The sequence below is a fragment of the Streptomyces sp. Go-475 genome (genome assembly GCF_003330845.1).
Taxonomy (GTDB): Bacteria; Actinomycetota; Actinomycetes; order Streptomycetales; family Streptomycetaceae; genus Streptomyces.
Genome location: NZ_CP026121.1, coordinates 2,612,911 through 2,633,129 on the forward strand (window position 1 = coordinate 2,612,911; position 20,219 = coordinate 2,633,129).

Genomic DNA, 20,219 nt, shown 5'->3' on the forward strand with positions numbered 1-20,219 from the left:
GAGAAGCAGCGTGCTCATACGACTTCTGCGAAGTTATCTCAGGCCCTACAAGAGACCCATCGCCCTGCTGGTGCTGCTGCAGTTCCTGCAGACCTGCGCCACGCTCTACCTGCCGACGCTGAACGCGGACATCATCGACCAGGGTGTCGTCAACGGCGACACCGGCTACATCATGGGCTACGGCGGCCTGATGATCGGCATCTCGCTGGTGCAGGTCGTGTGCAACATCGGGGCCGTGTACTACGGCGCGCGGACGGCGTCGGCGCTCGGGCGGGATGTGCGCGGTGCCGTGTTCGACCGGGTGCAGTCGTTCTCGGCGCGTGAGGTCGGTCACTTCGGGGCGCCGTCGCTGATCACCCGGACGACGAACGACGTCCAGCAGGTGCAGATGCTGGCGCTGATGACGTTCACGCTGCTGGTGTCGGCGCCGATCATGTGCGTGGGCGGCATCGTGCTGGCGCTCGGGCTCGACGTGCCGCTGTCCGGGGTGCTGGTGGCGGTCGTGCCGGTGCTGGGGATCTGCGTGACGCTGATCGTGCGGCGGCTGCGGCCGCTGTTCCGGTCGATGCAGGAGCGGCTGGACGCGGTGAACCGGGTGCTGCGCGAGCAGATCACGGGCAACCGGGTCATCCGGGCCTTCGTCCGGGACGAGTACGAGCAGCAGCGCTTCCGGAAGGCCAACACCGACCTCACCGACTTCGCGCTGGGCACCGGCAACCTGCTGGCGCTGATGTTCCCGATCGTGATGACGGTGGTGAACCTGTCGTCGATCGCCGTTGTGTGGTTCGGCGCGCACCGCATCGACAGCGGCGGGATGCAGATCGGTGACCTGACGGCGTTCCTCGCCTATCTGATGCAGATCGTCATGTCCGTGATGATGGCCACCTTCATGTTCATGATGGTGCCGCGCGCGGAGGTGTGCGCCGAGCGCATCCAGGAGGTACTGGACACCTCCTCCAGCGTGGTGCCGCCGTCGGCGCCGGTGCGGGAGCTGCGCCGGCACGGGCATCTGGAGATCCGCGGGGCCGGCTTCCGCTACCCGGGTGCCGAGGAGCCGGTGCTGCGGGCCGTGGACCTGGTGGCCCGGCCGGGTGAGACGACCGCCGTGATCGGCTCGACCGGCAGCGGCAAGTCGACCCTGCTCGGGCTGGTCCCGCGGCTGTTCGACGCGACCGAGGGGCAGGTGCTCGTCGACGGGGTCGAGGTGGCGGAGATCGACCCGCAGCTGCTCGCGAAGACCGTCGGGCTGGTGCCGCAGAAGCCGTACCTGTTCGCGGGGACGGTGGCGACCAACCTGCGCTACGGCAATCCCGACGCCACCGACGAGGAGCTGTGGCACGCGCTGGAGGTGGCGCAGGGCAAGGAGTTCGTGGAGCGGCTGGAGGGCGGGCTCGACGCGCCGATCTCCCAGGGCGGGACGAACGTCTCCGGCGGGCAGCGGCAGCGGCTCGCGATCGCCAGGACGCTGGTGCAGCGCCCCGAGATCTACCTCTTCGACGACTCCTTCTCCGCGCTCGACTACGCCACGGACGCCGCGCTGCGGGCCGCCCTCACGCGGGAGACCGCCGAGGCGACCGTGGTGATCGTCGCCCAGCGGGTGGCGACCATCCGGGACGCCGACCGGATCGTCGTCCTCGACGAGGGCCGGGTCGTCGGCACCGGCCGGCACCACGAGCTGATGGCGGACAACGAGACCTACCGGGAGATCGTGCTCTCCCAGCTCACGGAAGCGGAGGCTGCCTGATGGCGGGGCCCATGGGGCGGATGATGGCCGGGGGCGGTCCCGACCAGCGCTCGCTGGACTTCAAGGGGTCGGGCAAACGGCTCGTCGCGCGGTTCAGGCCGGAGCGCGTGACCATCTACGCGCTGCTGCTGTGCGTGGTGCTCAGCGTCGGTCTCAACGTCGTGGGGCCGAAGATCCTCGGCAAGGCGACCGACCTGGTCTTCGCCGGGATCGTCGGGCGGGGGATGCCCGAGGGGGCGAGCAAGGAGCAGGTCCTGGAGCAGATGCGGCAGCGCGGGGACGGTGAGGTCGCCGACATGCTCCGCGGCACGGACTTCACCCCGGGTGAGGGCATCGACTTCACGGCCGTCGGGCATGTGCTGCTGCTCGCGCTGGGCGTGTTCACGGTGGCCGGGCTGCTGATGGCGGTGGCGACGCGGCTGGTGAACCGGGCCGTGAACCGCACCATGTTCCGGATGCGGGAGGACGTGCAGACGAAGCTGTCGCGGCTGCCGCTGTCCTACTTCGACAAACGGCAGCGCGGGGAGGTGCTGTCCCGGGCGACGAACGACATCGACAACATCGGGCAGACGCTGCAGCAGTCGATGGGGCAGCTCATCAACTCGGTGCTGACCATCATCGGCGTCCTCGCGATGATGTTCTACGTCTCCTGGATCCTGGCGCTGGTCGCGCTGGTGACCGTGCCGCTGTCGTTCGTCGTCGCCACGCGCGTGGGCAAGCGGTCGCAGCCGCACTTCGTGCAGCAGTGGCGCACGACCGGCAAGCTGAACGCGCACATCGAGGAGATGTACACCGGGCACACCCTGGTGAAGGTGTTCGGGCGGCAGGAGGAGTCGGCGCGGCAGTTCGCCGAGCAGAACGAGGCGCTGTACGAGGCGGGGTTCCGGGCGCAGTTCAACAGCGGGATCATGCAGCCGCTGATGATGTTCGTGTCGAACCTCAACTACGTGCTGGTCGCCGTCGTCGGCGGGCTGCGGGTCGCCTCGGGTTCGCTGTCCATCGGTGATGTGCAGGCGTTCATCCAGTACTCGCGGCAGTTCTCCATGCCGCTGACGCAGGTCGCGTCCATGGCGAACCTGGTGCAGTCGGGCGTGGCGTCGGCGGAGCGGGTCTTCGAGCTGCTCGACGCGGAGGAGCAGAGCGCCGATCCGGTGCCGGGCGTGCGGCCCGAGGAACTGCGCGGGCAGGTGGCGCTGGAGCACGTGTCGTTCCGGTACGACCCCGACAAGCCGCTCATCGAGGACCTGTCGCTGAAGGTCGAGCCCGGGCAGACGGTGGCCATCGTCGGCCCGACCGGCGCGGGCAAGACGACCCTGGTCAACCTGCTCATGCGGTTCTACGACGTCACCGGCGGGCGCATCACCCTCGACGGGGTCGACATCGCCCGGATGTCCCGGGACGAACTGCGCGCCGGGATCGGCATGGTGCTGCAGGACACCTGGCTGTTCGGCGGGACCATCGCGGAGAACATCGCGTACGGGGCATCCCGGAAGGTGACCCGCGGGGAGATCGAGGAGGCGGCCCGGGCCGCGCACGCGGACCGGTTCGTCCGGACGCTGCCGGACGGGTACGACACGGTGATCGACGACGAGGGCAGCGGGGTCAGCGCGGGTGAGAAACAGCTCATCACCATCGCGCGGGCGTTCCTGTCCGACCCGGTGATCCTGGTGCTGGACGAGGCGACGAGTTCCGTCGACACCCGGACCGAGGTGCTGATCCAGAAGGCCATGGCGAAACTCGCGCACGGGCGGACCTCGTTCGTCATCGCGCACCGGCTCTCCACGATCCGGGACGCGGACGCGATCCTGGTCATGGAGAACGGGGCGATCGTCGAGCAGGGCACCCACAGCGAGCTGCTGGTGGCCGACGGGGCGTACGCGCGGTTGTACCAGGCGCAGTTCGCGCAGGCGGTGGCAGAGGTGGACTGACGCGCCTTGGGGTGCCGCGTGGTGTCGTGGGCGGCCGCGGCACCGTCGTGGCCGTTCGCGCGGGTCCCCGCGCCCTCGAAGGGACGTCAGCCGCACGTGCTCAAGGGGCGCGGGGAACTGCCCGACCAGCCCTCACCGGCCCGCGGACGGCGTCAGTCCAGGTAACCCCGAAGCTGGTCCGCGAAGGTGTGGTCCCGCAGCTTGTTGAGGGTCTTGGACTCGATCTGCCGTATCCGCTCCCTGGTCACGCCGAAGATGCGGCCGATCTCCTCCAGCGTGCGCGGACGGCCGTCGGCCAGGCCGTACCTCAGTTGGACGACCTTCCGCTCCCGCTCCCCCAGCGTCGACAGCACCGCCTCCAGGTGCTCCCTGAGCAGCAGGAACGCCGCCGACTCCACGGGGGAGGTCGCGTCGCCGTCCTCGATGAGGTCGCCGAGGGCGACGTCGTCCTCCTCGCCGACCGGCGCGTGCAGCGACACCGGCTCCTGGGCGAGGCGCAGGACCTCGCCGACCCGCTCCGGCGGCAGGTCCAGGTGCGCGGCGACCTCCTCGGGCGTCGGCTCGTAGCCCCGCTCCTGGAGCATCCGGCGCTGGACGCGGACGACGCGGTTGATGAGCTCCACGACGTGGACGGGCACCCGGATCGTGCGGGCCTGGTCGGCCAGGGCGCGGGACATGGCCTGGCGGATCCACCAGGTGGCGTAGGTGGAGAACTTGTAGCCGCGGGCGTAGTCGAACTTCTCGACGGCCCGGATGAGTCCGAGGTTGCCCTCCTGGACGAGGTCGAGCATGGTCAGGCCGCGGCCGACGTAGCGCTTGGCGACGGAGACGACCAGGCGCAGGTTGGCCTCGATGAGGCGGCGCTTGGCCATCCTCCCCATGACCACGAGCCGGTCGAGGTCCAGCGCCAACTGGCTGTCCAGGTCGGGGGTGTTGCTCAGCTTCTCCTCGGCGAACAGGCCGGCCTCGACGCGGCGGGCGAGTTCGACCTCCTCGGCCGCGGTCAGCAGGGGGATGCGGCCGATCTCCCGCAGGTACTGGCGGAACAGGTCCGAGGAGGGGCCGCCGGTCTCGGTGCGGGCGGGGGGCGGCTCGACGGCTTCGGGCGGCTCGGCCGTCTCGACGGCCTCGGCGGGCGGCTCCTCCGGCTCCGTCTCGGGGTGGTGCGCGACGCGGTTCTGCGCCGGGACCGCGGAGAGGGCGTCGGCCTCCGCGTCCGGGGCTGTGCCGTCGGCGCCGCGGGCAGCGCCGACGTCGGTCTGGGTGAGGGTCTGGGTCTGCACGGGGGCGACCTCCAGGATGATCGCTGCCAAGGTGGGCGGCAGCGGTACTTCGGGGGCGGAGTCGACGGCCTCGCCGCTTTCCGTCCCGTACGCGATGAGCGGAACCGCGGGGATCTGGGACCCGTCGGTGACGGACCGGCCGCGCTCCGAGGACTCAGGCACCGCAACCCAGTGTGGGGTAAGACACATCGTCGCCACGAGGGGCGTGCGATGACTTTTTGCTTCCCGTCCGTGACCGCGCGGTGACGTCAGAGCGCGGCGGCGCCGTGTTCCCGGAGGGTCTGGTCGTACTGCTGGAGGACCCACAGTTCGTTCTGGACGGCGGCCAGCTCGGCCGGGTCGCCGTGCGTGCCGAGGCGGGTGAGCCGGCCGGTGATGTCGCGGATGCGGCGCTCCACGGCCCGGCGGCGGACCGTCACCAACTGGGCGCCGGCATACGTCTCGTCGACGCCCTTCACGCCCTTGTGCAGCATGATCGCCTCGACGGCCAGCTCCGTCACCATCGCGCGGACGGCGTCGTCCGGGGCGGCCTCACGGACCTTGACCAGGTAGTCCTGCGGGTCCGCGACGCCCAGTTCGGCGCCGCCCGCGTCCAGGATGGCCTGGCGTACGGCCGCGTAGGGCGGGGCGGTGAACTCGTCGACGCCGTACGCGTCGAAGGCCGGGGAGACCAGCTCGGGGCGCTGCAGGGCGAGTTTGAGCAGTTCGCGTTCGGTGGCGTAGACGGGGTTGCGGAGGTTGAGGGCCGGGCCGCGGGGGCCGGCCTGCTGGGGCGGGCCGGCGTACTGCTGCCCCTGGTGGTGCCGCTCCGGGCCGGGGCCGGACTTGCCGCCGCGGTCGCGGGCCCAGCGGGCCAGCTGGGCCACGCGCTTGACCACGAACTGGGTGTCGAGGATGCCGAGCATGCCGGCGAGCTGCACGGCGACTTCGTGCTGTGCGCCGCTGTTCTTGATGCGGGCGACGATCGGGGCGGCCTCGTCCAGGGCGGCGGCGCGGCCGGCCGGGGTGTCGAGGTCGTAGCGGCCGACGATCTGGCGCAGGGCGAACTCGAAGAGCGGGGTGCGGGGTTCGACCAGGTCGGCGACGGCTTCGTCGCCCTTGGCGAGGCGCAGGTCGCAGGGGTCCATGCCGTCGGGGGCGATCGCGATGTACGTCTCGGCGGCGAACTTCTGGTCGTCCTCGAAGGCGCGCAGGGCGGCCTTCTGGCCGGCGGCGTCGCCGTCGAAGGTGAAGATGACGCGGGCCGAGCCGTTGTCCATGAGGAGGCGGCGGAGGATCTTGATGTGGTCGGTGCCGAAGGCGGTGCCGCAGGTGGCGATGGCGGTGGTGACACCGGCGAGGTGGCAGGCCATGACGTCCGTGTAGCCCTCGACGACGACCGCGCGGGACGCCTTGGCGATGTCCTTCTTCGCCAGGTCGATGCCGTAGAGGACCTGGGACTTCTTGTAGATCGCCGTGTCGGGCGTGTTGAGGTACTTGGGGCCGTTGTCCGCCTCGTAGAGCTTGCGGGCGCCGAAGCCGACGACGTCGCCGCCGATGTCGCGGATGGGCCACATCAGGCGGCCGCGGAAGCGGTCGATGGGGCCGCGGCGGCCCTCCTGGGAGAGGCCGGAGAGGAGCAGCTCCTTGTCGGTGAAGCCCTTGCCGCGCAGGTAGCGGGTGAGGTGGTCCCAGCCCTGGGGGCTGTAGCCGACGGAGAAGTGCTGCGCGGCGGCCTGGTCGAAGCCGCGCTCGGCGAGGAAGATCCGGCCGGTGTCGGCCTCGGGGCTGGTGGCGAGCTGTTCCGCGTACCACTCGGCGGCGATCTTGTGGGCCTCGACCAGGCGGATCCGCTCGCCGCGCTGGTGGGAGGGGTTGTAGCCGCCCTCCTCGTAGCGCAGGGTGATGCCCGCCTGGCCGGCCAGGCGCTCGACCGCCTCCGAGAAGGTGAGGTGGTCGATCTTCATCACGAACGTGATGGTGTCGCCGCCCTCCTGGCAGCCGAAGCAGTGGAACAGGCCCTTGGCGGGGCTGACCTGGAAGGAGGGCGACTTCTCGTCGTGGAACGGGCAGAGACCCTTGAGGTTGCCGCCGCCCGCGTTGCGCAGCTGGAGGTACTCGGACACCACGGCGTCGATCGGGACCGCGTCCCGTACCGCCTTCACGTCCTCGTCGTTGATCCGTCCTGCCACGCGTGAATTCTACGGGGGCGGACTGACACTCACGGTGCGAGGTTTTCGAGTGGAATGCGGGGATCCGCGAGGTTCTCCGTGTTCACCCGGGCCTTGCCGCGGACCAGTCGCTGGATCTTGTCTGTGACGTCCCACACGTTGACGTTCATGCCCGCCAGCACCCGGCCGTCCTTCAGCCAGAACGCGATGAACTCCCGCTTGCCCGCGTCGCCCCGGATCACCACCTGGTCGTAGCTGCCCGGCGGTGCCCAGCCGGAGTACTCCATGCCCAGGTCGTACTGGTCGGAGAAGAAGTAGGGCACGCGGTCGTACGTCACGTCCTGGCCGAGCATGGAGCGCGCCGCCGCCGGGCCGCCGTTGAGGGCGTTGGCCCAGTGCTCCACGCGCAGCCGCGTGTCGAAGAGGGCGTGCGGGAAGGAGACGACGTCGCCGGCGGCGTAGATGTCCGGGTCGGAGGTGCGCAGCCGCTCGTCGACGACGATGCCGCCGCCGTGGGCGCGGTCGGCGGTCTCCAGGCCGGCCGCCTCCGCGAGGTGGGTGCGCGGGGCCGCGCCGATCGCGGCGAGGACGTCGTGTGCCGGGTGTTCCTCGCCGTCGTCCGTGCGGGCCGCGAGGACCATGCCGTCCTGGCCGACGATCTCGGTGAGCCGGGCGCCGAAGTGGAAGCGGACGCCGTGCTCGCGGTGCAGCTCGGCGAAGAGCTGGCCCAGCTCGGGGCCGAGGACGGAGTGCAGCGGGGTGGGGCCGCGGTGGACCACGGTGACCTCCGCGCCGTACTCGCGGGCCGCGGCCGCGACCTCCAGGCCGATCCAGCCGGCGCCCGCGATGACGAGGTGGCCGTTGTCGCGGCCGAGGTTGGTCAGGACGTGCTTGAGGCGCTCGGCGTGGGCGAGGCGGCGCAGGTGGTGCACGCCGGCCAGGTCCGTGCCCGGGATGTCGAGGCGGCGGGGCTCGGCGCCGGTCGCCAGGAGCAGCTTGTCGTAGCGGACGGCCGTGCCGTCGTCGCCGAAGCGGACCGTCTTCGCCGTGCGGTCGATGGCGTCGACGGTCTGGCCGAGGTGGAGTTCGATGTCGTGCGCCGCGTACCAGGCGGGCTCGTGCACGAAGACGCTGTCGCGTTCCTCCTTGCCGAGGAGGTAGCCCTTGGACAGCGGCGGGCGCTCGTAGGGGTGGTCCCGTTCGTCGCAGATCAGTATCACGCGGCCGGTGAAGCCCTCCGCGCGGAGCGTCTCGGCCGCCTTGGCGCCGGCCAGTCCGCCTCCGACGATGACGAATGTCTGATCCGCGTCGACCACTTGTTGCCTCCTTGTCAGGGTGTCGCCACTTGCGAGCGTCCCGCACGGAGCGTGATGCGGGAAGAGGGAGTGACCCGTTCAGGCCACGGAGGGTCACCATCGGGCATGCTGTGGCCCCTCGCTTCCCGCCAGTCTCATGCGTGCCCCGTCAGACGGGCGTGAAGCGAACGGGCCGAGGTGTCCGTGAGGGAGGCGATCTGGTCGACGATGACGCGCTTGCGGGCGCGGTCGTCCGGCGCCCGGTCGAACAGGGCGCGGAACTGCGGGTCCAGGCCGTCGGGGGCGCGGGCGGTGAGCGCCTCGGCCAGTTCGGCGACGACGATCCGCTGGTCGGCACGGAGCCGCTCCTGCTCGGCGCGCTGCATGACGTAGAGGTCGGCGACGGCCTTGAGGACGGCGCACTCCACGCGGGTCCCGCGCGGGACGACCAGTTCGGCGGCGTACCGGGTGAGCCGTCCGGTGCCGTACGCGGCGCGGGTCGCCGTCTCGGAGGCGAGGCAGAAGCGGCCGATGAGCTGGCTGGTGGCGTCCTTGAGCCGGGCCTGGGCGACGGCGGTGCCGTCGTAGCCGTGCGGCCACCACTCCTGCGCGAGGAGCCGGTCGAGGGCCTCGGCGAGTTCGGCGGGGTCGGTGTCGGCCGGGACGTACCGGCCGAGGGCGACCTGGAAGACGTCCCGGCGTTCGGGTTCCGCGTGCAGGCAGTTCGGGTCGATGTGGCCGGCGTGCAGGCCGTCCTCCACGTCGTGCACCGAGTAGGCGACGTCGTCGGACCAGTCCATGACCTGCGCCTCGAAGCAGGTGCGGGTGCCGGGGGCGTCCTTGCGGACCCAGTCGAAGACGGGGCGGTCGTCCTCGTAGACGCCGAACTTGTGCGACGCCGGGTCGGTGGGGTGGGCGCCGCGGGGCCAGGGGTACTTGGTGGCGGCGTCGAGGGCGGCGCGGGTGAGGTTGAGGCCGACGGAGCCCTCGGGGGTGAAGCGTTTGGGCTCGATGCGGGTGAGGAGCCTGAGGGACTGGGCGTTGCCCTCGAAGCCGCCGCAGTCGGCCGCGAACTCGTTGAGGGCCTGTTCGCCGTTGTGGCCGAAGGGCGGGTGGCCGAGGTCGTGGGAGAGGCAGGCGGCTTCCACGAGGTCCGGGTCGCAGCCGAGGGCCGCGCCCAGCTCGCGGCCGACCTGGGCGCATTCGAGGGAGTGGGTGAGGCGGGTGCGGGGGCTGGCGTCCCAGGCGGGGCCGAGGGTGCCGGGCGTTACCACTTGGGTTTTGCCGGCGAGTCTTCTCAGGGCGGCGCTGTGCAGGATCCGGGCCCGGTCGCGTTGGAAGGCCGTGCGGCCGGGGCGCTTGTCGGGTTCCGGGGCCCAGCGGTCGACTGACGTCGGGTCGTAGGCCGGGGGGTTTGTCGGGGTGCCTGCCATGTGTCGACAGTACGGGCATGTGTGTGCTGGACGCCGTGGTGTGTGCCGAGTTCGGTGGTGTGGCGTGTGCGGGCCCGTCGTGGCTGGTCGCGCAGTTCCCCGCGCCCTGAGGACGCGACCCAACGCCCCGTTTCAGGCCGAGGCCAGTGCCGGTTCGGCAGCCGCCGTCAGTGCTTCCTGGTATCGGTGGAGGACGAGCCGGGCCATCGCAGGGTGCGTGCCGAGGGGGGCCGCCGCTGTCCACGGGGCCGCTTGGGCGCACTCCGTGGCGAAGCGGCCGGGGGCCGTGAAGTAGGAGGCCAGGGCTATGTGGTGGCGGCCCCTGGCGACGAGGGTGCGGACGGCCTGCTGGACCGTGGGGGTGGCCGCGGAGGCGTAGGCCGGGATGACGGGGACGCCGAGGCGGGTCGCCAGGAGGTGGGCCGTGCGGCCCGTGTCCGTCTTCGCGTCCGGGTCGCGGGAGCCGGCCGCGGCGAGGACGACCGCGCTGGTGCGGCGGGGGGTCGCGCCCCAGCCCGCCTCCAGGAGGCGGGCGTGGAGGGCGTCCACCAGCAGGGGGTGCGGGCCCAGGGGGGCCGCCAGGTGGGTGCGGGCCGGGGAGGCCGCGGCCATCTCGGGGATGTCCTGCTTGACGTGGTAGCCGCGGCTGAGGAGGAGCGGGACCAGGACCGCCTCGGTGTCGCCCAGGGCGGCGAGGGTGTCGGGGAGCAGGGGGGCGTTCAGTTCGATGTGCCCGAGGTGGACGGGCACGTCGGGGCGGAGCGCGCGGACCTGGTCGAGGAGCGCGCGTACGGTGCTCAGCGCGCGCGGGTCGCGGCTGCCGTGGGCCACGACGACGAGGGCGGGCGGGGCCGGGCGGCGCGTGGCGGGCGGCGGGACGAGGCTGAGCTGGCTGGGCATGCGTCGATGGTCGCGGCGCCACGTTGCCTCCCCGTTGCGTGGGAGTCACGGGTGTTTACCAGCGGTTCACCATGCGGGACAGGGGGTCTGTGAGGTGCCTTGAGCTGGGGTTTCGATGTTTCGCGTGAAGCTGGTCACGTGGCTGCGGATGAACCGGGCGCCCCCGCCGGGCGTCCCTGACTGTCGAGAGCCGACCTGGGGAGGGACCGTCCGATGCGTCTTCCGGCGTTTCGCAGACCGCGGCTGCCGCGTACCCGGCGGGGGCAGCGGCGGCTGGTGCAGGCCGTGATGGCCGGGTGCGTGCTCGGGCTGCTTCCGGCGACCTGGATGTACGTCGCGGCGGGTGACCGGCTGCGGACGACGGCCGATGTGCCGCGGACCGATGTGGCCGTGGTGTTCGGTGCGGGGCTGTGGGACGGGGAGCCCTCGCCGTATCTCGCGCACCGGCTGGACGCGGCGGCGGAGCTGTACCGGGCGGGGCGGGTCGAGGTGGTGCTCGTCACCGGGGACAACAGCCGGGAGGACTACGACGAGCCGGACGCGATGCGCGGGTACCTGACGCGCCACGGGGTGCCCGACGGGCGGATCGTCAGCGACTACGCCGGGTTCGACACCTGGGACTCGTGCGTGCGCGCGAAGAAGATCTTCGGTGTGGACGAGGCCGTGCTGATCAGCCAGGGGTTCCACATCCGGCGGGCGGTGGCGCTCTGTCAGGCGGCGGGGGTCGCCTCGTACGGGGTCGGGGTGGACGCGGTGCATGACGCGACCTGGTACTACGGGGGCGCGCGGGAGATCTTCGCCGCCGGGAAGGCCGCTCTGGACGCGGTGTTCCGGCCGGATCCGCGGTTCCTCGGGCCCCGGGAACCGGGTGTGGAGCGGGCGTTGACCACGGCCGAATAGCCTCTCGGACGGATCCGGACGTTCTGCCAGGACAGGTTTGACGGGCATATTTCACCCCGGAGCGTGAAAAACAGCCCGGCGCTCTCCGTGTCCGTTCGCTCACGCTTAGTGTCTTCGCCGTGCGGCGGCGGATCGGGCCGCCGCCGCGAACTGGGGGAAAGGACACCTGATGACTCGACTTCGCTCCGCGCTGGTGATGGCCGCCGCGGGCGCGCTGCTGGTCCTGCCGGCCGCGATGGGGACCGCCTCGGCGGCGCCCGTGGCGGCCGGGGCGGTCCGGGCTCCGGAGCCGGGGTGCGCCAAGCTCGGCGCCTGGGGGCAGTGGTGGGCCGACATCCGCAACGTGTGCGGGCACACCATCAGGGCCAGCGTGGAGGTCGACGGCTTCGACCCGTCGTGCATCCAGATCGGTCCCCACTCGGTCGGGCGGATCGGTCTGGACGAGGGCGACGACCCGTACTACGCGTACGAGTGCTGACCGGGCGGCGCGTGGGTGAACCGATCGGGGGCCGTGTCCTGACCAGGCACAGCCCCTGAACGTGGCCGGGGAGCGGGAGCGCGGCCGGCGCGCTCCGCGTCTCCCGCCCCCGGCTGTCAGCGCCCTCGGAAGACGGGTGGGCGCTTCTCCAGGAACGCCGTCATCCCCTCCTTCTGGTCGTCGGTGGCGAACAGGGCGTGGAAGACGCGGCGTTCGAAGCGGATGCCGTCGCGCAGGCCGGTTTCGAGGGCCTGGTCGACGCACTCGCGGGCCGCCCTGACCGCCATGCGGCCGTACGAGGCGATCGTCGCCGCCGCTTCGAGGGCCTCGGGCAGCACCCGGTCGTCCGGGACCACTCGGGAGACGAGACCGCAGCTTCCAGCCTCCCGCGCGTCCATCGTGCGGCCGGTGAGGACCAGGTCCATCGCCTTGGCCCGGCCGACCAGCCGGGTCAGCCGCTGGGTGCCGCCGATACCGGGGATCACGCCCAGCTTGATCTCCGGCTGGCCGAAGACGGCCGACTCCCCCGCGACGACCAGGTCGCACATCATCGCCAGCTCGCAACCGCCGCCCAGCGCAGGGCCGTTGACGGCGGCGATCTTCGGGGTGCGCAGGTCCGCGAACTCCTCCCAGGCGGCGAAGCAGTCCTCGGCGGCCATGTCGACGGCCGACTTGGGGGCCATCTCCTTGATGTCGGCGCCCGCCGCGAAGACGCGTTCCGAGCCGGTGACGACGAAGCAGCCGGTCCCGGGGTCCGCGTCCAGCGGGCGGAGCGTGTCCAGGAGTTCGGCGAGGAGCGCGCCGTCGAGCGCGTTGCGGACGTGCGGGCGGTGCAGGCGCACGGTCACGACACGGCCGTGCCGCTCGACCTTCAGGTTGTTCATCTGCCTTCTCCTCACGAGGGGTTACGACGGGTCACGAGTCCCAGATCGCGCCGTACGCCGGGATCCCCCGCCGCTCCAGGCCGTGGACCACCTGCCAGGTCAGTCTCTTGTTGGAGATGCAGATGACCGCTTCGGCGCCGAAGTCCCGGTAGGCCTCGTGGGCGAGGCGCACCATGTCGGGCTTGCCGTGCCGGGAGGTGTCCCAGACCAGGGCGTGCGGCTGGGCGGCGAGGATCTCGTCGACGAGTGCGTCGCCGTAGGTGGCCCGGGGGTCGCGGGTCGCCCAGACCAGGCGGGAGGGGACCTCGGCGGCGAGCAGGTGCGGCAGGCAGGGGCCGATGCCGCTGCCGGTCGCGACGTAGACGACCTTGCGGAACAGCACCTCGATGTTGGCGACGCCGGCCGTGGTGATGCCCTTGACCCAGACCTGTGCGGGCAGGTCGTCGATGAAGGAGCCGGTCCAGTCGCCCGCCCGCGAGATGGTCAGGCGGAAGCCGGGCTCGCCGGGCGTGGGGACGTTGGCGAACGAGTGCCATTCCTTCAGCGGGCTGCGGCTGATCGCGGTGGACGAGCCCGCGAAGGGGGTCTCGCCGTGGTCGAAGCGGGCCAGCACGACGTGGGAGGAGGGGCGTTCGAGGCGCACGTCCACCTTGCGCAGCCGCAGCCAGGGCAGGGCGACGCTGAAGGTGACGACCGCGAGCACGCCGACCTGCCAGGGGCCCGGCGACGCCAGCAGCGTGTGCGTCCAGAACAGGGCGAGGGCCGTCCAGCCGCCGAAGCGGTGGATCCGCTCGAAGTGGTCGTGGTGGCGGGCGCGGAAGGGCGGCAGGGCGGTGGCGACGACGAGCGCGAGGAGCGCCAGCAGAGCCCAGCCGACGGCCCTGGGGGCGCCGTCCGGGGTGCTGATCGTCAGCGCCAGGAACCAGGCCGTGCCCGCCAGTGCCCCGCCCACGTGCAGTCCGCCGAAGTGGTACACCTTGCCGAGCGTCCAGCGGACCTTCAGCGGCCAGGTCGTCGGGGCCGCCGTCGCCAGCCGGAAGAGCAGGTTGATGACGTACTGCTGGCGTATCAGCACGGCGAGGGCGAGGTTGGCGAGGGCCGCGTGCCCGAGGGTGGGCGTGGCCAGGGGCCAGTGCGCCCAGGCGAACGCGGCGTTGGCCAGCAGGACCAGGGCCGCGAGGCGGTGGTAGTGCATCAGGGCGGGGTGCTTGAGCGCGCGGCGCGCGGCCGGGAGCAGCGGTGGGAGGTCGCCGGTGCCCTGGCGGGCCCGGGGCGGGGACGTGGTCATCGGGCCACCGCCAGACTGTCGTCGAGCATCCGCAGCAGCGCCTGTTTGTCGACCTTGCCGCGGTCGGTCTCCGGCAGGAAGGCCAACGGCAGGACCCGCTCGGGCACGCAGTAGTACGGCAGGGCCTCCGCGACGGCGCGGCGGGCCGCTTCGGGGTCGATGTCGGCCGGGCAGACGAAGGACACCAGGGTGCGGGCGTCGCGCCGCAGGGTGACCGCGCGGGTGCAGCCGGCGGCCGACTCCAGCACCGCGGAGACGGAGTCCAGTTCGACGCGGAAGCCGCGCACCTTGACCTGGTCGTCGGTGCGGCCGAGGTGTTCGAGCTGCCCGTCGGGGGTCCAGCGGCCGAGGTCCCTGGTGCGGAACATACGGCGGCCGCCGCCGAGGAACGGGTCGGGGGCGTAGCGCTCGGCGTTGAGGGCGTCGTCGCCGAGGTAGCCGGCGGAGACGCAGTCGCCGCCCGCCCACATCTCGCCCACCTCGCCGATGGGCAGGGGGCGGCGGTCGGCGTCGAGGACGTAGACGGTGTTGTTGGGGGTGGGGCGGCCGATGGTGAGCAGCGGGGCGGACGGGTCGTGGCGGCCCATCGTGTTGACGATGGTGGTCTCCGTGGGGCCGCAGCAGTTGTAGAAGGCGGCCTGCCGGGCCCAGCGGTCGGCCAGCGGGCGCGGGCAGGGCTCCCCGGCGACGGCGACGGTGCGCACCCGCGGGCAGGCGGCGGGGTCGAGGCCGGACAGCACGGTCGGCGTGGCGATGAGCACGTCGGCGGTGCGGGCCGCGGCCGCGATGTCCTTGCCGCGGATGACGAGGGTGCCGCCGTGGGCGAGGCAGCCGAGGATCTCCCAGGCCGCCATGTCGAAGGCGATGTTGAGGAGCTGGGCGACCCGGTCGCCGGGGCGGACGCCCAGGGAGCCCGGTGCGGTGAGCAGGATGTTGGCGACGTTGCGGTGGGTGACCCGCACGCCGTTGGGGCGGCCGGTGGTGCCGGAGGTGAACAGGACGTAGCAGCCGTGGTCGCCGGTGACGCGCGGGCGCGGGGCCGGGGCGGGGGGCTGCGGTTCGTCGAGCGGGAGCAGCAGGTGGCCGTCCGGCAGCGGTACGCGGTGGGCGTGTTCGGCGGTGGTGAGGACGACGCGGGTGCGGGCGGTGCGGATGACGTGGGTGAGCTGCGCCGGGGGCGCGAGGCCGACGTCCTGCGGGACGTAGGCGGCGCCGGCCTTCAGGATGCCGAGCAGGCCGACGAGCATCGGCAGCGAGCGGCGGACGAAGAGGCCGACGTGGTCACCGGGCCGTACGCCCTCGCGGACCAGGCGGGCGGCGAGGGCGCCGGCGTACCGGTCGAGTTCGCCGTAGGTCAGGCGCGCGCCCTGGTGCTCGGCGGCCACGGCGTGCGGGGCGGCCGCCGCCTGCCGGGCTATGGCGTGGTGCAGGAGCGGGTCGGGGACGGGGACGGCGGGACCCCGGCCGAACTGCCGGAAGAGGTGCCGGTCCTGGGGGGTGAGGTGGCGCAGAGGCATGGTCGGGTGGCCTCCTGGCTGTTTCGAGGGTCGGATTGCCACAGGCGGTGCGGCCTCGGGTGGAGGCAGCCGCTGTGGATGCAGCCGGACGAACGGCGGGCATGCCCGGGTGTCGAACGCCGTGCGGAGTCGTGCGAGCGCTGCGCGTAGCGAGAGCGTAGCCCCGCTGCTTCAACACTCAACGAGGTCGGATCGGCCAAGAAAGGAATGAAATGAGCCACATGTGCCGTTTCCTGTCACAGAGGCAACGTCCGTGCCGGTCGGCGGCGACGTGAAGGTGGGCAGCCCTGTGCCCTCACGAGGGCGAGGCGGCGGCGGGGAGGTCCCCGTCCCGGCCGCGTAACAGGGAGCCGTCCCGGGCGTAACACGGCCGAAGCACGCTGGACGGCATGCAGAACACCGCCACGCCCACGCACTGCCCGTACTGCGCCCTGCAGTGCGGGATGAACCTGACGCCCACGCCGGACGGGACCGTCGAGGTGAGCGAGCGCGCGGACTTCCCCGTGAACCGGGGCGCGCTGTGCGGCAAGGGCCGTACGGCGCCGGCGGTGCTCGCGCGGAACGTCCGGCTGACCTCCCCGCTGGTGCGCGACGCGGGCGGCACGCTGGTGCCCGCCTCCTGGGACGAGGCACTCGACCGGATCGCCGCGGAGCTGAGCCGCACGCGCGCCGAGCACGGGCCGGACGCGGTCGGCGTGTTCGGCGGGGGCGGCCTCACCAACGAGAAGGCGTACACGCTCGGCAAGTTCGCGCGGGTCGTGCTCGGCACGTCCCAGATCGACTACAACGGCCGGTTCTGCATGTCGTCGGCGGCCGCCGCCGGCATCAAGGCGTTCGGGCTGGACCGGGGGCTGCCGTTCCCGCTGGAGGACATCCCGAAGTCGGGCTGTGTGATCCTCGTCGGGTCGAACCTCGCGGAGACCATGCCGCCGTCGCTGCGCTTCTTCACGGAGCTGAAGGAGAACGGCGGCACCCTGATCGTCATCGACCCGCGCCGCACGAGGACGGCCGAGCAGGCGGACCTGCACCTGGCGCCGCGGCCGGGCACGGACCTGGCGCTCGCGCTGGGCCTGCTGCACCTGGTGATCGCCGAGGGCCGGGTGGACGAGGAGTACGTCCGCGAGCGCACGGCCGGCTGGGAGGACGCCCGGGCCGCCGCGATGGCGCACTGGCCGGAGTACGTGGAGCGGATCACGGGGGTGTCCGTTCCCCAACTGCGCGAGACCGTACGGCTGTTCTGCGAGCCGGAGTCGGCGATGGTGCTGACCGCGCGCGGGCCCGAGCAGCAGTCCAAGGGCACGGACACCGTCGGCGCCTGGATCAACCTGTGCCTGGCGACCGGCCGGCCCGGCCGCCCCCTGTCGGGCTACGGCTGCCTGACCGGGCAGGGCAACGGGCAGGGCGGGCGCGAACACGGGCAGAAGGCCGACCAGTTGCCGGGCTACCGCAAGCTCGACGACCCGGCGGCGCGACGGCACGTCGCCGAGGTGTGGGGCGTCGACCCGGACAGCCTGCCCGGCCCCGGGCGCAGCGCCTACGAGCTGCTGGACGCGCTGGGCACGGACATCAGGTCGCTGCTGCTGATGGCGTCCAACCCGGTCGTGTCGGCGCCGCGGGCCGCGCACATCGAGGAGCGCATCAAGTCACTGGACTTCCTGGCCGTGTGCGACGTGGTGCTGTCGGAGACGGCGGCGCTCGCGGACGTGGTCCTGCCGGTCACCCAGTGGGCCGAGGAGACCGGCACGACGACCAACCTGGAGGGCAGGGTCCTGCTCCGCCGCCGGGCCGTCACCCCGCCCGAGGGCGTCCGCAGCGACCTGGAGGTCATGCACGAGCTCGCCGCCCGCCTGGGCGTGGAGAAGGGCTTCCCGACGGACCCGGAGGAGGTCTTCGAAGAACTCCGCCGGGCGAGCGCGGGCGGTCCGGCGGACTACTCGGGGATCACGTACCGCAGGCTCGCGGAGGAGAACGGCGTGTTCTGGCCCTGCCCGTCCCCGGCGGAGGCGGGGGGACCGGGCGAGGGCGCCCGGCCGGACGGACAGCTGGAGGTGGTGGACATGGGTGAGGACGCCCTGCTGGACGCGCCGCTGCCCGACGACCCGGCCCGGGAGACGCCGACCGCCCACCCGGGCACGCCCCGCCTCTTCCTCGACCGTTTCGCGACGCCCGACGGACGGGCCCGCTTCGTGCCGGTCTCGCACCGCGCGACCGCCGAGGAACCCGACGACGAGTACCCCGTGCTGCTCACCACCGGGCGGGTCGTCGCGCAGTACCAGTCCGGCGCGCAGACCCGGCGCGTGGCCGAGCTGAACGCCGCCGCGCCCGGGCCGTTCGTGGAGATCCACCCGCGGCTGGCGGCCCGGCTCGGGGTGGCCGAGGGCGACCCGGTCGCCGTGGTGTCCCGGCGGGGCCGGGCCGTGGCGCCCGCGAGGATCACGAACGCCATCCGGCCCGACACCGTCTTCATGCCGTTCCACTGGCCGGGCGAGGGCCGCGCCAACACCCTCACCAACCCCGCGCTCGACCCGACGTCCCGGATGCCGGAGTTCAAGGCGTGCGCGGTGCGGCTGGAGGCGGTCGCGCGGGAAGCCGTCGCGGAGGAATCGATCGCGGAGGAAACGGTCGCGGAGGAAACGGCCGTGCGGGAAACGGTCGAGCGGGAAACGGTCGAGCGGGAAGCGGTCAGCGCACGTTGACCGCGTTCCAGGCCGCGGCCACCGCCCGCTGCTCGGTGCTGTCGGCGCCGTAGAGGTCCTTCGCCGCGCTCAGGGTCGCCGTGCGCGCGCCCGCGTAGTCCGTCGAGGACGTCATGTAGGCCGTCAGGGCGCGGTACCAGATCCTGCCGAGCTTGGCGCGGCCGATGCCCTGGACCGTGGAGCCGTCGCAGGTGGGCGAGTTGTGACTCACGCCGTTGATGGTCTTCCTGCCGCTGCCCTCGGCGAGCAGGTACGCGAAGTGGTTGCCGACGCCCGAGGAGTAGTGCACGTCGAGGTCGGCCACCTTCTCGCTCCAGCAGTCGGCCGACTCGCCGTCCCGGGACGGCTTGTCCATGAAGCGCAGGGCCTCCCGGCCGAGGCCGGAGCGGACGACCTTCTCGCCGATGAGCCAGTCACCGGGGTCCTTCGCGTTGTCCGCGTAGAACTCCACCAGCGTGCCGAAGATGTCCGAGGTGGCCTCGTTCAGCCCGCCGGGCTCGCCCGAGTACGTCAGCGCCGCCGTCTTGGACGTCACGCCGTGGGACATCTCGTGCCCGGCCACGTCCAGCGACACCAGCGGGCCGAGTTGCTTGCCGTCGCCGTCGCCGTACGTCATGCAGAAGCAGGTGTCGTCCCAGAAGGCGTTGTTGTAGTCCTTGCCGTAGTGGACGCGGTTGTACGAGCCCTTGCCGTCGCCGGCGATGCCGCTGCGGCCGTGGACGTTCTTGTAGTAGTCCCAGGTGACGTCCGTGCCGTACTGGGCGTCCACCGCCACCGTGGCGCGGTCGGAGGTCCGGCCCGTGGCCCAGTGGTTGTCGGCGTCCTTGAAGAGCGTCGCCGGGGCGCGGGTCAGGCAGATGGTCAGCAGGCACTGGTCCGTCTTGTTCTCGGCGTCACCGGTGTAGGTGCCGCCGCGCGTCGCGTCCTTGAGCCGGTACGACGACCCGGACTTCGTCGTCTCCAGCGGAACCGTGCCGCCGTAGAGGGACTCGCCGTCGCCCGCCGCCGACTCCAGGGTGTCCCAGGCGTCGATCCGGGCGCCGGTCGTCGCGTCGGTCAGGACCGTGCGCCCGACCGGGTTGCCGAGTTCGTCGTGCGCCACCGCGTCGGTCTGCCAGGCCAGCTTCGGGGCGCCGTGCAGGGCGTCGACCACCAGGCGCGGCTTGGCGGTCAGCTTCTCCAGGGTCTCGCCGAGGTGTGCGGCGCGCAGCAGGCTCGCGGCGAGGTCGGCGGCCTTGGGGGCGGACACCTTCGGGGTGACGCCGGTGAGGGAGAGCGCGGACCTCGTCGCGCGGTTCGTGCCCCGGTAGCTGCCGTCCGGGTTCAGGTGGAGGACGAAGTCGCCGCCCAGCACCGGGAGTCGGCGGTAGGTGCGGTCGTAGCGGACGTGCCGGGTGCCGTCCTGGTCGACGATGACGTCCCGGACCTTCGTCTCCTGGGCGGAGGTGAGGCCCAGTTCCGCGGCCCGGTCGTCGAGGACCGTCTCGGCGTCCTCGATCGCTTCGGCCCTGGTCGGCCGTTCGGCCGCGCCGGCGGTCGGGGAGAGCGCGGCGGCCAGCAGGGCGGCGGTGCCGGTGACGGCGGCACCGGCGGTGGCGAGACGGGAACCGCGGACATGACGTATCCGACTCATCGGTCTCCTCATACGGGCGCACCCGGTCGCGTGGGGTCGACCGGGGGCGGCGTTGATGTTGACCGCGAGTCAAGTCGGGGTGGACCTGGC

Annotated in this window: 14 protein-coding genes; 5 read left to right on the forward strand and 9 right to left on the reverse strand. The window is 72.4% G+C overall.

Features of this window, described 5'->3' with window-relative positions; all coding sequences use genetic code 11:
• The first annotated feature begins 10 nt into the window (after window positions 1-10).
• Together C1703_RS11995 and C1703_RS12000 are read left to right on the forward strand one after the other, a co-directional pair.
• Window positions 11-1,744 (forward strand): ABC transporter ATP-binding protein, encoded by a 1,734-nt coding sequence (locus C1703_RS11995; RefSeq protein WP_114252173.1) that lies wholly within the window; start codon window positions 11-13, stop codon window positions 1,742-1,744.
• Window positions 1,744-3,672 carry an ABC transporter ATP-binding protein gene (locus C1703_RS12000; protein ID WP_114252175.1) on the forward strand — a complete coding sequence of 643 codons (1,929 nt, stop codon included), beginning with the start codon at window positions 1,744-1,746 and terminating at the stop codon, window positions 3,670-3,672. The genes C1703_RS11995 and C1703_RS12000 overlap by 1 nt, the downstream gene beginning before the upstream one ends.
• Before the next feature lie 152 nt (window positions 3,673-3,824).
• Here the strand turns inward: C1703_RS12000 and C1703_RS12005 are convergent, their stop codons facing one another.
• The 5 genes from C1703_RS12005 to C1703_RS12025 all read right to left on the reverse strand — a co-directional run bounded on the left by C1703_RS12005 (window position 3,825) and on the right by C1703_RS12025 (window position 10,733).
• Entirely contained in the window at window positions 3,825-5,117 is a 1,293-nt protein-coding gene (locus tag C1703_RS12005) for an RNA polymerase sigma factor (RefSeq protein WP_114252177.1), read from the reverse strand.
• Between the two features lie 86 nt (window positions 5,118-5,203).
• Window positions 5,204-7,126, reverse strand: a complete 1,923-nt coding sequence (dnaG, locus tag C1703_RS12010; RefSeq protein WP_114252179.1) for a DNA primase — start codon at window positions 7,124-7,126, stop codon at window positions 5,204-5,206.
• Window positions 7,127-7,155: 29 nt separating this feature from the next.
• Window positions 7,156-8,421, reverse strand: a complete 1,266-nt coding sequence (locus C1703_RS12015; RefSeq protein WP_114252181.1) for an FAD-dependent oxidoreductase — start codon at window positions 8,419-8,421, stop codon at window positions 7,156-7,158.
• Between the two features lie 134 nt (window positions 8,422-8,555).
• Window positions 8,556-9,833: a deoxyguanosinetriphosphate triphosphohydrolase gene (locus tag C1703_RS12020; RefSeq protein ID WP_114252183.1), complete on the reverse strand. Its 1,278-nt coding sequence runs from the start codon at window positions 9,831-9,833 to the stop codon at window positions 8,556-8,558.
• A 132-nt stretch (window positions 9,834-9,965) separates the two neighbouring features.
• On the reverse strand, window positions 9,966-10,733 hold the full coding sequence (locus C1703_RS12025; RefSeq protein WP_114252185.1) for a sirohydrochlorin chelatase: 768 nt from the start codon (window positions 10,731-10,733) through the stop codon (window positions 9,966-9,968).
• Window positions 10,734-10,946: 213 nt separating this feature from the next.
• Between C1703_RS12025 and C1703_RS12030 the strand changes: the two genes are divergently transcribed.
• Both C1703_RS12030 and C1703_RS12035 read left to right on the forward strand, forming a co-directional pair.
• The gene (locus C1703_RS12030) at window positions 10,947-11,633 is read left to right on the forward strand and encodes an ElyC/SanA/YdcF family protein (protein WP_114252187.1); all 687 of its coding nucleotides are present in this window, start codon (window positions 10,947-10,949) and stop codon (window positions 11,631-11,633) included.
• Between the two features lie 169 nt (window positions 11,634-11,802).
• Window positions 11,803-12,111 carry a hypothetical protein gene (locus C1703_RS12035; protein ID WP_157993100.1) on the forward strand — a complete coding sequence of 103 codons (309 nt, stop codon included), beginning with the start codon at window positions 11,803-11,805 and terminating at the stop codon, window positions 12,109-12,111.
• Window positions 12,112-12,227: 116 nt separating this feature from the next.
• Here the strand turns inward: C1703_RS12035 and C1703_RS12040 are convergent, their stop codons facing one another.
• Genes C1703_RS12040 through C1703_RS12050 form a run of 3 tightly spaced genes read right to left on the reverse strand, consistent with a single transcriptional unit; the run spans window position 12,228 to window position 15,800 of the window.
• Window positions 12,228-12,995, reverse strand: coding sequence for an enoyl-CoA hydratase-related protein (locus C1703_RS12040; RefSeq protein ID WP_114252191.1), 768 nt, complete (start codon window positions 12,993-12,995; stop codon window positions 12,228-12,230).
• A 31-nt stretch (window positions 12,996-13,026) separates the two neighbouring features.
• Window positions 13,027-14,283 (reverse strand): hypothetical protein, encoded by a 1,257-nt coding sequence (locus C1703_RS12045; protein ID WP_114252193.1) that lies wholly within the window; start codon window positions 14,281-14,283, stop codon window positions 13,027-13,029.
• Entirely contained in the window at window positions 14,280-15,800 is a 1,521-nt protein-coding gene (locus C1703_RS12050; protein WP_114252195.1) for an amino acid adenylation domain-containing protein, read from the reverse strand. The genes C1703_RS12045 and C1703_RS12050 overlap by 4 nt, the downstream gene beginning before the upstream one ends.
• Window positions 15,801-16,189: 389 nt before the next feature.
• Between C1703_RS12050 and C1703_RS12055 the strand changes: the two genes are divergently transcribed.
• Window positions 16,190-18,496 carry a molybdopterin oxidoreductase family protein gene (locus C1703_RS12055; protein ID WP_232840459.1) on the forward strand — a complete coding sequence of 769 codons (2,307 nt, stop codon included), beginning with the start codon at window positions 16,190-16,192 and terminating at the stop codon, window positions 18,494-18,496.
• Here C1703_RS12055 and C1703_RS12060 read toward each other — a convergent pair.
• A complete protein-coding gene (locus tag C1703_RS12060) occupies window positions 18,483-20,129 on the reverse strand; it encodes a M4 family metallopeptidase (RefSeq protein ID WP_114252197.1) in 1,647 nt (548 codons plus the stop codon). The two genes, C1703_RS12055 and C1703_RS12060, sit on opposite strands and share 14 nt — an antisense overlap.
• Window positions 20,130-20,219: the final 90 nt, after the last annotated feature.

Coding starts and splice junctions, on each gene's coding strand:
- C1703_RS12040 (WP_114252191.1), bottom strand. CDS start 12,995: ATGAACAACCTGAAGGTCGAGCGGCACGGCCGTGTCGTGACCGTGCGC.
- C1703_RS12035 (WP_157993100.1), top strand. CDS start 11,803: ATGACTCGACTTCGCTCCGCGCTGGTGATGGCCGCCGCGGGCGCGCTG.
- C1703_RS12055 (WP_232840459.1), top strand. CDS start 16,190: ATGCAGAACACCGCCACGCCCACGCACTGCCCGTACTGCGCCCTGCAG.
- C1703_RS12030 (WP_114252187.1), top strand. CDS start 10,947: ATGCGTCTTCCGGCGTTTCGCAGACCGCGGCTGCCGCGTACCCGGCGG.
- C1703_RS12020 (WP_114252183.1), bottom strand. CDS start 9,833: ATGGCAGGCACCCCGACAAACCCCCCGGCCTACGACCCGACGTCAGTC.
- C1703_RS12060 (WP_114252197.1), bottom strand. CDS start 20,129: ATGAGTCGGATACGTCATGTCCGCGGTTCCCGTCTCGCCACCGCCGGT.
- C1703_RS12000 (WP_114252175.1), top strand. CDS start 1,744: ATGGCGGGGCCCATGGGGCGGATGATGGCCGGGGGCGGTCCCGACCAG.
- C1703_RS12025 (WP_114252185.1), bottom strand. CDS start 10,733: ATGCCCAGCCAGCTCAGCCTCGTCCCGCCGCCCGCCACGCGCCGCCCG.
- C1703_RS12045 (WP_114252193.1), bottom strand. CDS start 14,283: ATGACCACGTCCCCGCCCCGGGCCCGCCAGGGCACCGGCGACCTCCCA.
- C1703_RS12050 (WP_114252195.1), bottom strand. CDS start 15,800: ATGCCTCTGCGCCACCTCACCCCCCAGGACCGGCACCTCTTCCGGCAG.